Source organism: Sphingomonas sp., from assembly GCF_013816785.1.
Lineage (GTDB): Bacteria > Pseudomonadota > Alphaproteobacteria > Sphingomonadales > Sphingomonadaceae > Sphingomicrobium.
Genome location: NZ_JACDDV010000015.1, coordinates 1 through 14,733, shown reverse-complemented (window position 1 = coordinate 14,733; position 14,733 = coordinate 1). Strand labels below are relative to the sequence as shown.

Annotated in this window: 13 protein-coding genes and 1 tRNA gene; 3 read left to right on the top strand and 11 right to left on the bottom strand. The window is 62.6% G+C overall.

Going from position 1 to position 14,733, the window contains the following annotated elements:
* Position 1: 1 nt before the first annotated feature.
* From H0W65_RS04955 to H0W65_RS04920, 8 genes are all read right to left on the bottom strand, one after another.
* A complete protein-coding gene (locus H0W65_RS04955; RefSeq protein ID WP_294004650.1) occupies positions 2 to 589 on the bottom strand; it encodes a TIGR02281 family clan AA aspartic protease in 588 nt (195 codons plus the stop codon).
* The gene (locus H0W65_RS04950; protein ID WP_294004648.1) at positions 586 to 1,350 is read right to left on the bottom strand and encodes an MBL fold metallo-hydrolase; all 765 of its coding nucleotides are present in this window, start codon (positions 1,348 to 1,350) and stop codon (positions 586 to 588) included. The genes H0W65_RS04955 and H0W65_RS04950 overlap by 4 nt, the downstream gene beginning before the upstream one ends.
* Positions 1,347 to 2,126 carry a TatD family hydrolase gene (locus tag H0W65_RS04945; protein ID WP_294004645.1) on the bottom strand — a complete coding sequence of 260 codons (780 nt, stop codon included), beginning with the start codon at positions 2,124 to 2,126 and terminating at the stop codon, positions 1,347 to 1,349. Before H0W65_RS04945 ends, H0W65_RS04950 begins: the two co-directional genes overlap by 4 nt.
* Complete coding sequence (gene metG / locus H0W65_RS04940) at positions 2,123 to 3,628, bottom strand: methionine--tRNA ligase (RefSeq protein WP_294004643.1); 1,506 nt, start codon at positions 3,626 to 3,628, stop codon at positions 2,123 to 2,125. The genes H0W65_RS04945 and metG overlap by 4 nt, the downstream gene beginning before the upstream one ends.
* Positions 3,629 to 3,652: 24 nt before the next feature.
* Positions 3,653 to 4,618 carry a DNA polymerase III subunit delta' gene (locus H0W65_RS04935; RefSeq protein ID WP_294004640.1) on the bottom strand — a complete coding sequence of 322 codons (966 nt, stop codon included), beginning with the start codon at positions 4,616 to 4,618 and terminating at the stop codon, positions 3,653 to 3,655.
* Positions 4,615 to 5,244, bottom strand: coding sequence for a dTMP kinase (tmk, locus tag H0W65_RS04930; protein ID WP_294004637.1), 630 nt, complete (start codon positions 5,242 to 5,244; stop codon positions 4,615 to 4,617). Before tmk ends, H0W65_RS04935 begins: the two co-directional genes overlap by 4 nt.
* A gap of 7 nt (positions 5,245 to 5,251) precedes the next feature.
* The gene (locus H0W65_RS04925; protein ID WP_294004635.1) at positions 5,252 to 6,427 is read right to left on the bottom strand and encodes a D-alanyl-D-alanine carboxypeptidase family protein; all 1,176 of its coding nucleotides are present in this window, start codon (positions 6,425 to 6,427) and stop codon (positions 5,252 to 5,254) included.
* Positions 6,428 to 6,502: 75 nt separating this feature from the next.
* On the bottom strand, positions 6,503 to 7,618 hold the full coding sequence (locus H0W65_RS04920) for a lytic transglycosylase domain-containing protein (RefSeq protein ID WP_294004632.1): 1,116 nt from the start codon (positions 7,616 to 7,618) through the stop codon (positions 6,503 to 6,505).
* A gap of 113 nt (positions 7,619 to 7,731) precedes the next feature.
* Here H0W65_RS04920 and H0W65_RS04915 point away from each other — a divergent pair.
* A tRNA-Ser gene (locus H0W65_RS04915) sits at positions 7,732 to 7,821 on the top strand.
* Between the two features lie 241 nt (positions 7,822 to 8,062).
* On the opposite strand, the gene H0W65_RS04910 is transcribed toward H0W65_RS04915, so the two are convergent.
* The gene (locus H0W65_RS04910; RefSeq protein WP_294004713.1) at positions 8,063 to 9,157 is read right to left on the bottom strand and encodes an acyltransferase; all 1,095 of its coding nucleotides are present in this window, start codon (positions 9,155 to 9,157) and stop codon (positions 8,063 to 8,065) included.
* Between the two features lie 481 nt (positions 9,158 to 9,638).
* Here H0W65_RS04910 and H0W65_RS04905 point away from each other — a divergent pair, with 481 nt between their 5' ends.
* Positions 9,639 to 11,717, top strand: coding sequence for a TonB-dependent receptor (locus tag H0W65_RS04905; RefSeq protein ID WP_294004629.1), 2,079 nt, complete (start codon positions 9,639 to 9,641; stop codon positions 11,715 to 11,717).
* A gap of 73 nt (positions 11,718 to 11,790) precedes the next feature.
* Complete coding sequence (locus tag H0W65_RS04900) at positions 11,791 to 12,981, top strand: acyl-CoA dehydrogenase (protein ID WP_294004626.1); 1,191 nt, start codon at positions 11,791 to 11,793, stop codon at positions 12,979 to 12,981.
* Here H0W65_RS04900 and H0W65_RS04895 read toward each other — a convergent pair.
* Both H0W65_RS04895 and H0W65_RS04890 read right to left on the bottom strand, forming a co-directional pair.
* Positions 12,978 to 14,081: a histidine kinase dimerization/phosphoacceptor domain -containing protein gene (locus tag H0W65_RS04895; protein ID WP_294004623.1), complete on the bottom strand. Its 1,104-nt coding sequence runs from the start codon at positions 14,079 to 14,081 to the stop codon at positions 12,978 to 12,980. The two genes, H0W65_RS04900 and H0W65_RS04895, sit on opposite strands and share 4 nt — an antisense overlap.
* Before the next feature lie 79 nt (positions 14,082 to 14,160).
* Positions 14,161 to 14,733: GNAT family N-acetyltransferase (locus tag H0W65_RS04890; RefSeq protein ID WP_294004620.1), on the bottom strand; the 573-nt coding region annotated here is incomplete at its 5' end.

Here is a 14,733-nt window from a genome sequence, read left to right as displayed (position 1 = left end):
TTCATCCTTTCAGGATCAGCCAGCGCCCCTCGACGCTCCATCGGTCCAGGGACGATAAGTAGTTCATCCCAAGCACGTTAAAATCCTCGTCGTCGGCAATGTGCAGTCCGAGATCGCGCCGTTCGATCGATCCGATGACGAGGCTTGATGCGCGGCCGCTGGCGACGCGGACCAGTCCATTGCCGGTTTGCACGACCTGGTCGCGGTTGGCGCCAATCGCGACCCTGGCGGCTTCGGCGGCCGGACGGCTAATGGTGGTCATGGTAGCGCCGCTGTCGACTAGGAACTTGACCCCAACCCCGTTGAGTCGTCCCTCGACCCAGAAATGGCCGTCGATGGCCATCGGGATGCGCAGCTCGCGTCCCTCGACGACCGGCACCCCGGTCGCTTCGGCCTTCAACCGCTTGGCGACGTAGCCCAAATCGTCGCGGAAGGTGAACAGCACGAAGCCGGCACCGAAGATCGCAATCCAGGCGAGCGCCATCGTCGCCATTTTAGCGAACGGTTCGCGGCGAACGATGAGCGAGCCGACAACCAACATCAGAGCCATCAATATGTAGAGGCTGCCGAGCATCACGTCGTTGCTCACAGGTCGATCTCCTGCCCATCGTAAGCCGGCGCGGCCCAGTCGGGAAGCTCGGCCGCCAACGTGGCATAATCCATGCTCTTGTCGAGATGGGTCAACAGCAATTGCCCGACGTTCAAGTCGCGCGCCCAACCGAGCACGGAATCGAGATGCGCATGGGTCGGGTGTGGCTTGCGGCGCAGGCAGTCGCAAATCCACAGCCCGACGCCTTCGTACAAGCTTGCCATGTCGGGCGTCAGCTCGTGGAAATCGATGGCATAACCCGCCGAGCGGTCGCCCTCGTCGACGCGAATGCCGAGCGAGGTAATCCCGCCATGCGGCTGATCGACGAAGCTCAGCCGTGCCGCACCCAGGGGCAATTCGCCTTCGATCGCCACCGGATCAAGCACCGCTGGATAAAGCGGCGTCCCCGCAAAGGCATAGTCGAAGCGCCTGCGAAGGCGATCGAGCGTGTCCGCGCGCGCCAGCAGCCGCACCGGCCGGCTGTTATGGTGCGCGACCTGCCGCAAATCGTCGATGCCATGGCAACGGTCGGCATGGTCATGCGTGACGATCACGCCATCAAGGTCAGCCGTGCCAGCAGCGAGGAGTTGCTCGCGCAAGTCGGGGCCGCAGTCGACCAGCAGCCGCTGGTTATCGCTCTCGATCAAAATCGAGGAGCGTGTACGCCGGTTGCTCGGCTCCTCAGGGTCGCAATCGCCCCAGTCATTGCCGATCCGAGGCACCCCGGACGATGTCCCGCAACCGAGAATCCGCAGCCTCACGCCGCCGCTTTTCCGAACAGTTTGAAGAAGTTGTCGGTGGTTGCCGCGGCAAGCTCGTCGAGCGGCTCGCCGCGCAAATCGGCGAGGAAAGCGGCGGTGTCGGCGACGAAAGCCGGCTCGCACGGCTTGCCGCGATGCGGCACGGGCGCGAGGAAGGGCGAGTCGGTCTCGACCAGCAGCCGGTCGTATGGGATGGTCTTAGCCACCTCCTGCAAGTCCTTGGCGTTCTTAAAGGTCACGATGCCCGACAGAGAAATGTAGAAACCGAGATCGAGCGCCGTGCGGGCCAGCTCGGCGCTGCCGGTGAAACAGTGCAAAACGCCGGTGACGCTGCCCATGCCCGTTTCTCGCATCAGAATTTCGGCAGTGTCCTCTTCGGCGACCCGGGTGTGGACGACCAGCGGCAGGCCCGTCTCGCGCGCCGCCTCGATATGCGCGGCGAACCGCTCGCGCTGTGCGGCGCGGTCGGACTTGTCGTAATAATAATCGAGCCCGCACTCGCCGATCGCAATCACCCTCGGGTGCTGCGCCGCCTGGACTAGCGCTGCCGCGCCAAGATCAGGATGGGCGTCGGCCTCGTGCGGGTGAACGCCGATGCTCGCCCAGACGTCGGCGTGACGCTCGGCCGCGCCGACCACCTCGTCCCACTCGCTTTGCCGGGTCGATATGTTGAGAAAGCCACGCACTCCGCGCCCCCGGGCGGTCGCCAGCACTTCCTCCTGCCGCTCGGCGAGGCCGGCGTAATTGAGGTGGCAGTGGCTGTCGATCAGGGTCACGCGGCCTCCTCCTCACCCACCTCAAGCCGCGGGAAGATGGGTATGGGCTGTGCGATTGGTGATCCGTCCTTGGCGGCGTCGATCAAAGCGATCAGCGCTTCGGCCGATTTGGGAATGACCGGCTCCACTGCCTTGGCCAGCGCGCGCACCGCAGCAACCAGCGTACCGAGCACCGCCGCCATCCGCTGGGGGTCGCTTTTCTTGAGGGTCCATGGCGCCTGGGCGTCGACATAGGCGTTGCAGGCGAACACCGCGCCCATCCACGCCTCAAGCCCTTGGGAAAAGGCGAAGCGATCGAACTCTGTCGCCAGATCTTCGCAGCCTTTCTTAACCGCGGCGAGCAAGTCTTGGTCGTCTTGAGCGTCACCGGCCGCAGGAAGAATGCCGTCCAAATTCTTGAAAATCATCGACAGGCTGCGCTGGACGAGGTTGCCGAAGCTGTTGGCTAGCTCGCTGTTGACGCGGTTGACGATCGCTTCGTGGCTGTAGCTGCCGTCCTGGCCGAAGCTCACTTCGCGCAGCAGGAAATAGCGCAGCGCGTCGACCCCGTAGCGGTCGGCCATGTCCATCGGGTCGACGGCATTGCCGAGGGATTTCGACATTTTCTCGCCACCCTTGGCGAGGATGAAGCCATGGCCGAACACTTGCTTTGGCAATGGTAACCCGGCCGACATCAGGAAAGCCGGCCAATATACCGCGTGAAACCGCACGATATCCTTGCCGATCAGGTGAACGTCGGCCGGCCAATATCGCGCATAGTCGCCGCTGGTGTCGGGATATCCGACCGCAGTCATGTAAGCGTTGAGCGCATCGACCCAGACATACATGACATGCCCTGGCGATCCGGGCACCGGCACGCCCCAATCGAAGCTGGTGCGTGAGACGCTGAGGTCCTTTAGTCCGCCCTCGACGAAGCGGGTCACCTCGTTGCGGCGGCTTTCGGGGCGAATGAAGTTAGGCTGGTCACGGTAGAGGGCGAGCAAGGCGTCCTGATATTTCGACAGGCGGAAGAACCAGGTTTCCTCAGCCGTCCATTCGACCGGGGTGCCCTGCGGAGAGAGCTTCTCGCCCCCCTTCCCGCCGACTAGCTCGCTTTCCTCGTAAAAGGCTTCATCGCGGACCGAATACCAGCCTTCGTAGCGATCGAGATACAGATCGTCCGACGCCTCCATCGCCTTCCACAGCGCGATGCTAGATTCATGATGGGCAGCATCACTCGTGCGCATGAAACAATCATATGATATATTCAAGATCGCGCACATATTTTTGAAATAAGACGACATTTCTGTTGCGAAGTCGAGCGTATCGCGACCCTCCCCCCGTGCCGTCTGAATCATTTTCAGGCCATGCTCGTCGGTCCCGGTGGTGAAGCGCACGTTGCGACCTTGCGCGCGACGAAAACGCGCCATGGCGTCCGCGGCGATCGCTTCATAGGCATGGCCGATATGCGGCTTGCCGTTCGGATAGCTGATCGCGGTGGTGATATAATAGGGCTCGGCCATGGCTCAGCCCCTAGCGGCAGCGCCCTAGCGCTTCAAGGCGACCGAGGCGAGGATCGTTCCCAGTTGGAACACCGTCGCCGCGGGATCGAGCGAGAGCCGAGGCGCTAGCGCGACGGTCTCCCGTACCTGAACATAGGCGTCGATAGCGCGCCCCCTCGCCTCCCCGCTCATCGCGATCGCTTCGCGCGCGACGAGGCCGGGGACCAGCTGAAGAAAAGCCGCATAGCGTTCCGCCGCTCCCTTGGGGGCCAGCGCGCTGGCCAGCTTCGATCGTCGGCCGTTGTCGGCGTCGCCCTCGCGCAAAATTGCCCGTGCTTCGGCTTCGAGCGGTGCCAGGTCGAGCTCGGCGATCGCCAGCGCGCGGCCAATTGAGCCGTTGGCAGCGGTCACCACTTTCTCGATTTCGCTCGAATTTTCCCTGGCTAGCGAACGGCTCAGCAATGACGTCATGGCGTCATCGCCGATCCGCGCGAAGTCCAGCCGGCGGCAGCGTGAGCGGATTGTCGGCAACAGCCGCCCCGGCGCATGGCTGACAAGGAAGAACAGTGAATTGGCAGGCGGTTCTTCGAGCATTTTAAGCAGTGCATTGGCCGCCGAAGCTTCGAGATCGTCGGCAGCGTCGATCACCACCACCCTCCACGGGCTGAGCGACGGTGTGACCGAGAACAAGTCGCCGAGCGAACGCACCTGGTCGACGCTGATGTTGCGCGCCAGCCCTCCGGTCGGCCGCTCGAGTCGTTCGAGCCAGCGAAAGTCGGGATGACTGCCCGCGGCCAACAGCTTCGCCACTGGATGATCGGGGGGAGTTTCAAGGCCAGGCAGTTCGATCGTCGGCCCCGCCGCTTCGGCCAGCACGCGCATGGCCGCAAGCCGGGCGACACTTGCCTTGCCCACCCCGCGCGGCCCGGCGAGCAGCCAGGCGTGGTGCAACCGGCGGGAGTCCCACGCGCTGGTGAACCGCTCGACCGCACGTTCCTGTCCCTCGATCATGGCAACAAGTCGCCGAGCGCATAGAGCAGCCGCGCGGTGACCGTCGCCGCGGGGCCGCTGGCGTCGACCAGCCTGACCCGGTCCGGCTCGCTCGCCGCCACAGTCCGGAAACCCGCGTCGACCGCCGCATGATAAGATGGCGGGCGCGAGCCGATGCGGTCGCCGCCATGGCCATCGCGGACGCGAGCTCGCGCCGCTCCTTCGGCTTCGTCGAGAGTCAGCACTAGTGTCCGGTCGGGAAGAAAATCGAGGCTGCCGAAGCGGTGCAGATCGCGCACCGCTTCGATGCCAAGGCCGCCCGCTTCGCCTTGGTAGGCGAGACTTGAATCAACGAATCGGTCGCTCAACACCCATTCGCCGCGTTCGATCGCCGGTTGGATCGTCTTCTCTATGTGGTCGGCGCGCGCGGCGGCGAACAGCAGGGCTTCGGCGCGGGAATTCCAGCGCGTTTCCTCGCCTTCGAGTAGCAGCCGGCGAACCGCTTCGGCGCCGGGGCTCCCGCCTGGTTCACGGGTGATGACGACCCTTACGCCGCGCCCCTCGAGCGCTTCGGCCAAGGCGGCGATCTGGGTTGATTTGCCGACCCCCTCCCCGCCTTCAAGGCTGATGAATCGTCCGCGACCCACTATGCGGTCAGGCCATGCCGAAGAGTTGCTTAAAACCGAGCCAGGCGCGGGTGAAGAACCCAGCTTCGCTCACCTCCTCGGCGGCGACCAGCGGCATCACCTGCTCGCCGGTGTCGGGACTATTGACGATCAGGTCGGCGACATGCGCGCCCTTGGCGAACGGCGCCTTGATCGGACCCGAATAACGAATCTTCATCGAAGTCTTGCTGCCAAGGCCAGCCGGGATGGTCACCGCCAGATCGCGCGGCGCGAGCAACGCGACCTCGGAATCGCTTCCTAGCTGAACCTTGGCCGTCCCGACCTGCGCGCCGGCCTTGAACAATGGCTTGGCTTGCCAGGCATTGAAGCCCCAGTTCATCATTCGCACCGATTCCTCGATGCGCTGATTGAAGCTCGACAGGCCGGCGACGACCATTACCAGCCGCCGACCGTTTTGCTCGGCCGATCCGGTGAAGCCATAGCCTGCTTCGTCGGTATGCCCAGTCTTCAGCCCGTCCGCCCCCGCGATCTTGCCGAGGATGGGGTTGCGGTTGGCTTGCGTAATGTCGGCGCCCGAGCCGAGCGTCTTGCCCCAGGTGAAGCTTGGCTGCCCGTAGAACTGCTTGTAAAGCTTAGGATGGCGCTCGATCGAGGCCCGCGCCAGCGCCGCCAGGTCACGCGCGGTGACGTAGGTCCGCCCCTCATCAGGCCAGCCATTCGAATTGCCGAAATTGCTGTTGGCGAGGCCGAGCTTTTTAGCGAGCTCGTTCATCTGCGCCGCAAACGCTTCCTCGGTTCCGGCGATGCATTCGGCGAGCACCACCGAGGCGTCGTTGCCCGACAAGGTGACGATGCCGTGGAGCAAATTTTCGACGCTGACCTGCTCGTTGACCGACAGAAACATGGTCGATCCTGCCTGTGGTCCATGCCACTTCTGCCACGTCTCCGGCCGCACCGTGCAGCTTTTGTTCAACGGCAATTGGCCCTTGTCGATCAGCTCGAACGCGACTTCGGTGGTCATCATCTTGGCCATCGACGCCGGCGGCATTCGTTTGTCGGCGTCCTTGGTCAGCAACACGGCGCCCGACGACAGGTCGATCAGATAAGCGATCGGCGCCGGCGTACCGAATGGCGGCGCCTTGGCGGGCGCGGCCGAGGCGAGGAGCAGCGAGGCGGCGGTCAGGGTCAGGGTGGCGCGGATCATGGGAAAGGCGGGCTCCAGGCAATCGGGTGAATCAGTGGCCTGTCTATCGGTTGCGATGGTAGAGCGCGAGGGGCTTCAACGTCGCGCTATCGCATCCGCCAGCAAGCCAACCGAAAGCGCGTAGAAGTTCGAGCAATTATAGTCGAGAATTGCCCGGTAGTTGATGGTCAGCAGATAGGCGGTGGCATAGGGACCGTCGGGCTCGATCAGTGTCGCCATCTCGTTTTCAGCCAAGGTGCGCCCAAGCGGCTGGACCCCGAGCGCACGCCATTCGCGCATCGTCTTCCACTGGCTGTGCCGCTTGTAGACCGGGGCGCAGCGCGGCGCGACCAGCCGGCTGACGATTGCGGTGCGATTGAGGGTCGCCGGCACCTGCACCGGAATCCCCCAATGGACGTTGGGTTTCCACCCGGCATCGCGCAGATAGGCGGCGATCGAGGCCAGCCCGTCGGCCTCGTTGCCCCAGATATTGGCGCTGCCGTCGCCATCGCCGTCGGTCGCCAGTCGCAGCACTGCCGAGGGCATGAACTGCGGATAGCCGGTTGCGCCCGCCCAGCTGCCCTTCAGTCGATAGCGCGGCGTGCCGCGGTCGAGAAGCTTGAGCGCAGCGATGAACTCACTCTCGAACAGCTCGCGCCGCCGGCCCTCATAAGCGAGCGTCGCCAGCGCGGTTAGCAGGTCGAACGAGCCGGTGACCGTGCCGTAGCTGGTCTCATGGCCATAAATTGCAATCAGCACCTGCGGCTCGACCCCGAAACGCCGCTCGATCGCCGCCAGTTGCCCGGCGTAGGCCGCATAGCGCGCCTGGCCGCGCCCAATCAGCGAGCTGGTCACATGCGCACGGCGATAGGGCGCGAACGGCGGTACGCTGTTGGGGTTGTTAACTCCGCCCGGTTGGCCGCGGTCGAGCGTGATGACGCGGCTGCTCAAGGACAGGAAGGGAATTACCGCCTGAATCGTCGCGTCACGCACCCCCGCCAACCGCGCCCGGCCGATCAGCGTTTGTTTGTAGGCGGCGAACCCGGTCAGGCTGGTGCTCGGCGCAAGGGACGGCCGATAGGGGGTGGCTTGGACGATCGAGATCGTCGCCGGCCGCGGCACATCGGACAGCGGCGCCAGTGGATCGGACTGGGCGAACGCGGCCGCGCTTGCACCCAATGCCCACACCGCAATCATCCGCCTCGCCCTCATTCTTACGCTCCACTCACATGCCACGACGCTAGCCGTCCCGATGGGCCCCGCCCATCGCATTCATCCCGCGCCTTGCACAGCCCATCGTCGTCGCATAATTCGGCGAAGCTGAAGGAGAGGTGGCCGAGTGGTTTAAGGCAGCGGTCTTGAAAACCGCCGTGGGTGCAAGCCTACCGTGGGTTCGAATCCCACCCTCTCCGCCATGTTCATTAGAACTAACCGACTTTCCTATTTGCTACGAAATTTTATCACAAAGGCTCCTCGAATCGCCGCGCGCTAGGAATAGCCTTTTTCAGGAATCATCTAGTTCGGCTTCTTCCATCCGAGCGGCTAGGAAGAATTCCATGGTGACATTGGCGTGAATATAACGACCTAACTGTCCTTCAGGCGGCCCGATGATTTCGATTAGGTGTGGGCTTACTAGACTCTCACAATATTTTGCTGTCACGGCTTCGCGCGACGGTTCGTGACGGCCTGATCCCTAGACGGCATCGACCCTGGCAGATACGCGTCCAATGACCTCCGCAGATTGCCCTCCGCCACCATCGCAATCCAAGCCACCCCGATAACAACGAACACGCCGAACAATAGGGATAGCGCGGGTGCGAAAACGCTCGAAATCTCCATGACCCTAACACCGAGTTCGTGGTGAACAAGGTACAAAGGATATGTGATTAGTCCCAAGTTTCTAATCAGTTTGGCTCGTCCTCCTAACACCCCCCAGACTTTGCCGTTGAAAACTACCGAACACAGGAACGCAGCCATTGAGGTGCCCCAGATCACCATTGGTTGCCAGATGTCACGATAATCGCCGCCCTGTACGTCGATGTATTGCTTAGCGGTCGCCGCAACCTCAATTGCAGCCGTGAAGGCAATGGCCGAAATGAGGGCCCGTATCCGGCGCGAAGGGGGCGCTTGCAGTGAGGAACAGATCAGAACTCCCAGTGCGAAGTGGCACCCTGAAGAGAGGAGCGTAATCATGCCCAGCGGACTCTGAGGCAAGTCGAATAGAGCCTCAAGGTGGCCGCCGCTAATATAGTCTAGGCATCTGAAAGCCCAATAAATTGAACTCCACAAACCCAGCGCAATGCCTACGGTTACGATTCTGATCTTCAGGTGAATCGCGGCAGCAACAACGGCATAGAATGCCATTTCAACAGCCAGAGTCCAGTAAACGCCGCTAATCCAAGTCGGCAATGGCCACAGGATAAGTGAGCGAAAGTAGGGGCCAAGAGGATTGTTATCGGCCCAGTCGGCAACCAACAGTGTAATCGTTGCGCAGATCCACACGGCTGGATAGAGCCGGAGAAACCGATTCCGAATAAATGTGGCTGGTCGGAGACCGCTTGCAGAAAAGGCAATTACGAAGCCACTTATTACGAAGAAAGTCTGAACCCCGGTCCAGCCCCATCGAAATGGGCTGCCGATCGCTACTATTTGTTCGGAAAATTCAGTCGAGACATTGGCCGTAGGCTCAATCCAGCTTGCGAAGGAAAGGTGGAATAAGACAACCGAAAGCGCGGCCAAGAAGCGAAGCACGTCCACCCCGAGAAAGGCCCGGCTGGCTTTTGATGTTCCCCGCTTTACCCTTGGGTGGGCTGCCTCAGGCCGATTCAATGATGAGGCCCCTTACGCGAACGTTCAAGTACGGACCGCCCCAAGTGCTCACTTGATCCGTGTTGCTGTAGTTAGTTTCCCGTAAAACAAATTCTTTCTCATTCTGCGGGGATAACTCCGGTGGCGAGATATGCAATGGAGTCTCTGAACCTTCAGGGCGCCTCGCCTATCTTGCACACAAAATCTGTGTCGTCGTTGTCGAAAAAGAATCCAAGCATCGGGGCCCTGTGCGGCAACTGGCGGTCAACTACAATCTGCAAGCCACCCATACATCTATCTCCCGCGCGATCGGTCCACCGTTCTCTTATCCCGCCCCAGGGTCGATCCGTTCGTCGGCTGGTCGAACGCCACTCGCCATTCGTCACGGCGCCCTGCATCGGCCCCCAAACAAAGAGGAGCTTCGATGCATATCATTTCATTTGCCGCGTGCATCAGCACCTTCGCCCTGTCGGCGTCTCCGGCGATTGCTCAGCTTGCCGAGCCGGCCTCTGCCCCGACATCCATCGTTCAGGGCCGCGCGACCGTCTATCCGGCGGCCTATTTCGCTACCTACGCTCCGACCAGCGCGCTCGATATCGCCCAGCGCATTCCCGGCTTCCAGCTCGATCTCGGCAATGGCGATGTGCGCGGATTCGCCGGGGCGGCGGGTAATGTCGTGATTAGCGGATCGCGGCCGTCATCCAAATCCGACACCCTCCAAACGATTCTCGCCCGCATCCCGGCGAAGCGTGTGATCCGCGTCGAGGTCGGCCCAGGCGATCTCTACGGAGCCGATTATTCGGGCAAGGCGCAGGTGCTGAACGTGATCCTGTCCGACGAAACGGGGATCGACGGCAACGTTACCTTGTCCGCCAAGCGGCTCTTCACTGGCCTCATCGACCCCGACGTCAGCGCCTCGGCCTTCATCAAGCGCGGCAAGTCGACCTTAAACCTGTCGGCCGGTAGCAACCACGTTCGGCGTAACGATGAGGGCACCGACTCGCTGATTTTCCTGCCGTCGCATGAGCCCTTCGAGTTTCGGCGCAAGGCCAATGATTATGAGGAGTTCTTTCCTTACGCTTCGGCCAACTGGGCATTGCAGAATGGACCCGACCGGGCGATCCGCGCAAACGTCCGCTACTCGACCGGCCGCTTGAAGTTTCACCAGGACAATCATGTCGTGCCGGTCGCCCGTCCTGAACGCGACGACACGCTCGATCAGCTTTACAAGAACCGTTCGTTCGAAATCGGCGGTGACGTCACCCGGCCGCTCGCGGGCGGCGCGATCAAGCTGGTCGGCCTCGCCACCCGGCGCCACCGCGACAACCAGGACGGCGCGCTCAATATCATCGGCGACGACGTCCTGGGCGGCTTCGCCCAAAGCGACGTGTCGAGTTACGGCGAGACCATCGGCCGGCTGGTGTGGTCGCGCTCCAACCTGGCCGGCTTCAGTGTCGAGACCGGTGGCGAGATCGCGTTCAATAAGCTCGATAGCCAAGTCGACTTGTTCGTCATCGGGGACGGCGGCGGGCGCACCCGGATCGACTTGCCGATCGACAATGCTGTCGTCAGCGAGAAGCGCGGCGAAATCTATGTCAACGCCGGGCGGAACCTGTCTGCCAAGCTGCGCGCCGACGCCCGCCTGACCTATGAGCGGTCGCGCCTGACCGTCAGCGGCGACACCGAGGCGAAACGGTCCCTCGCCTTCCTCAAGCCGAGCCTGTCGCTCGACTGGAAACCGGGCGGCGGCTGGCACATCCAACTGTCGGCCAAGCGGACAGTCGCGCAGCTTAATTTCTACGACTTCATCAGCGTCGCCGAATTGGCCAACGATCGGGTCAACGGTGGCAATGCCGAGCTACTGCCCCAGCGCGCGTGGGAAGCGCGGGCGACGATCGAGCATCCAATCCTCGGCGACGGCCTCGCCAAGGTCGAACTGGGCTATGACAAGGTCAGCCTACTGCAGGACCGGATCCTGACCGAAGACGGCTTCGACGCGCCCGGCAACATTGGCAGCGGCACCGCCAAATTCGCCGCAGCGACGATCGACGCGCCGCTGGCCCGCCTGGGGCTCAAGGGCGCGCGGCTCAAGCTGACCGGCACGGTGCGCGACCGCAGCGTCAAAGATCCGCTCAGCGGCCGCTCGCGCATGTTCAGCGACTCTCTTCCCAAATGGCAATGGCAGGCGGAATATCGTCAGGACCTCGCCAAATTCGCCTACGGGCTGACGGTCAGTGACAATTCGAAGATCACTTTCTTCCGCATCGCCGAGCTCGATTCGATCTTTAACGGCGGACCATTCGCGACGGCCTTCGTCGAATATCGACCGTCGACGAGGACCACGGTCACTTTCGACGTCCACAACCTTCTGTCGACCCACGGCCAGCGTGAGCGCATCTACTTCTTTCCCAATCGGTCGGTCGACCAGCCGGGCGCGCGCGAATTCCGGGACCGCAACAACCACCGGAGCTTCGGACTGACGGTCAAGCAGGCGTTCGACTGACCGGGCTGGCGCGACTCCTGGCCTAGCGCTAAGGAGCAGACGATTTTTAACCGATATCGCGGAGCACGACGCCGTGGGCGAACCCACCATCCTGCCGTTCGACTGGGCCGATCCGTTCGACCTCGACCATCAGCTGACGGAAGAGGAGCGGCTGGTCCGCGATACCGCCGAGGGGTACGCTCAGGAGAGGCTCCAGCCGCGGGTCACCGAGGCCTATCTCGACGAGAATTTCGACCGCGAGATCATGCGCGAGATGGGCCAGCTCGGCCTCCTCGGCGCGACCATTCCGGAAGAATTTGGCGGTGCCGGTTTAGGGTACGTCAGCTACGGATTGATCGGTCGGGCGGTCGAACGGGTGGACTCGGGCTATCGATCGGCAATGTCGGTGCAAAGCTCGCTCGTGATGCACCCAATCAACGCCTATGGCTCGGACGACCAGCGCCGCAAATATCTTCCCGGCCTGGCCTCGGGCGAGCTGGTCGGCTGCTTTGGCCTGACCGAGCCCGACGCCGGCTCCGACCCTGGCGGGATGCGGACGAAGGCGACCAAGACCGCCGGCGGCTACCGCATATCCGGGTCGAAGATGTGGATCACCAATTCGCCGATCGCCGATGTGTTCGTCGTGTGGGCTAAATCGGAAGAACATGGCGGTGCGATCCGCGGCTTCGTCCTTGAAAAAGGGACGAAGGGCCTCAGCGCGCCCAAGATCGGCATGAAGCTGTCGCTTCGCGCCTCAATCACCGGCGAGATCGTGATGGACGAGGTCGAGGTGGGTGAGGATGCGTTGCTGCCTAATGTCCAAGGCTTGAAAGGCCCATTCGGCTGTTTGAACCGCGCCCGCTACGGCATCAGCTGGGGCAGCATGGGAGCCGCCGAGGCCTGCTATCACGCCGCGCGCCAATATACGCTCGATCGCAAGCAATTCGGCCGCCCGCTGGCGGCCAACCAGCTAGTTCAGCTCAAATTGGCCAATATGGCGACGGAGATCACGCTGGGCCTGCAGGCCGCATTGCGCGTCGGCCGCCGCCTCGACGCGGGCGAGCTAATCCCCGAGACGATCAGCATGATTAAGCGAAACAATGTCGGGAAGGCGCTCGACATCGCCCGCACCGCGCGCGACATGCACGGCGGCAACGGTATCAGCGCCGAATTCCAGGTCATGCGCCACGCCGCCAATCTGGAAACCGTCAACACTTACGAGGGCACGCACGACGTCCACGCCCTGATCATCGGCCGCGCGATCACCGGAATCAGCGCCTTCTAATCCGCCTGGTCCTCCGGGTCGGGAAAGGCCACTTTGAAACAAGTACCGCCGTCCGGCCGCCGGCCGGCGGTCAGTTCGCCACGGAGCTGTTTGGCAAGCAAGGTCACGACGCGCATGCCTAAGCTCTTGGTGGCCGCGGCGGGATCGAAATCGTCCGGCAGATCGCGCCCTTCGTCCGAAACGATCAGCGCATGCCCGTCCGGCCCCTTTTCATACTGCAGGTCGATCTGCCCCTTGCCGTGCTTGGCCGCGTTGGTGACAAGTTCGTTGACGATCAGGCCAATCGGCTGAATCCAGATTGTCGGCACATCGCCCTCGTCGCCTTGCACGGTGATGATCCGCCCAAGGACCGTCTGCAGTTCCGTGACCAGCCGACGGACAAACTCGATGCACGATGTCCGCTCGGTATCTTCGGTGTAGAAATGGCGGTGAACCTGCGCGATCGCGGCAACTCGGTTCGCGGCGAGATGCAGCGAGGCCGCAACATTATCCTGGTCAGCGGACCGCGCCTGCATCGTGAGCAGCCCCGATACGAACTGGAGGCTGTTCATGACCCGATGGTCGATTTCCTTGGCCATTAACTCAGCCCGCGATACTGCGCGGCGCGCCGACAGCCGCAGTTCGAGCTGATCCATGACTACCGACGCGAGGTCCTTGAGATCCTCGATCTGCTCCTGATCGATGGCGCGAGCCTCCTTGTCGATCACACACAGCGTGCCGAGATTATGGCCGTCGCTGGTGGTCAGCGGCACGCCGGCGTAAAAGCGCAGGCCGAAATCGCCCGCGACCAACGGGTTGGCAAGCGAGCGGGGATCGAGCCTGGCATCGGAGAGAATGTGAGGGTCGTCGGAAAGAATGGCGGACGCGCACAGGCCGGGCTCGCGGCCGATCTGGTCGACCGGAACGCCATGATGCGATTTAAACCAGATGCGATCGTCATCGACGATGCTGATGATCGAAATGGGGACGCCGAGCCGTCGCGCGGCGAGCGCCGTGATGCGATCGAAAACGCCGTCGGGTGGGCTGTCGAGAATATCGTAGCGCCGCACGGCCGCCATGCGTTGGCGCTCTTTTTCCTCTACGGTCGAACCCTCCGCCATGGCCGGCGTTATTTAGACTGAATCATTTCGCGTAAAGCAAAAACTGGTGTGAATGAGCGGCAACCTTGAGCGCCGCCGTTCACCGACCACCTGCGGGCCGGCGGAAGATAGCGATCGGCTCATTCTTGTAGATGCCGTCCGGTTCGCGGACGAAGCCAAGACGTTCGGCCAGCTTCATCGAGGCCTCATTGCCGAGGCTGATGATCGCCGGGACCTCGATCGGCCCGACAACTCTGTCAAGCCAGGTTAAAGCAGCGTCGCAAGCCTCGCGCGCAATGCCCTGTCCGTGGACGCAGGTGTCGAAGATCCATCCCATCTCCGGCAGGCCCGTCAGGCTTGGTTGAATGTCGCGCGCCATGTCGAAAAAACCGACATGGCCGACCATCCGCTCATCGCTCTTCCGTTCAACCGCCCACATGCCGTAGCCGAGCACCGGCCATTGGCCGACGGCCATGAAGATGCGCCGCATCGCGTCCTCGCGGGTCAGGGCTTCGCCGCCGATGTTACGCATCACCTCGATATCGCCTAGCGTTGCCGCATGGGCGTCGAGGTCGTCGCGGGTGAAATCGCGAAGAACGAGCCGCTCGGTCTCCAAGCGGGGAGCCGAGCGGGTCATGGATGATGCAGATGCCATCATCGCCAGGTCGAGTGA

What these genes read in the sequence shown, in the direction of transcription:
- metG (WP_294004643.1), bottom strand. Translation starts at nt 3,628, where the DNA reads ATGGCCGAGCCCTATTATATCACCACCGCGATCAGCTATCCGAACGGC.
- H0W65_RS04935 (WP_294004640.1), bottom strand. Translation starts at nt 4,618, where the DNA reads ATGATCGAGGGACAGGAACGTGCGGTCGAGCGGTTCACCAGCGCGTGG.
- H0W65_RS04925 (WP_294004635.1), bottom strand. Translation starts at nt 6,427, where the DNA reads ATGATCCGCGCCACCCTGACCCTGACCGCCGCCTCGCTGCTCCTCGCC.
- H0W65_RS04920 (WP_294004632.1), bottom strand. Translation starts at nt 7,618, where the DNA reads ATGAGGGCGAGGCGGATGATTGCGGTGTGGGCATTGGGTGCAAGCGCG.
- H0W65_RS04905 (WP_294004629.1), top strand. Translation starts at nt 9,639, where the DNA reads ATGCATATCATTTCATTTGCCGCGTGCATCAGCACCTTCGCCCTGTCG.
- H0W65_RS04895 (WP_294004623.1), bottom strand. Translation starts at nt 14,081, where the DNA reads ATGGCGGAGGGTTCGACCGTAGAGGAAAAAGAGCGCCAACGCATGGCG.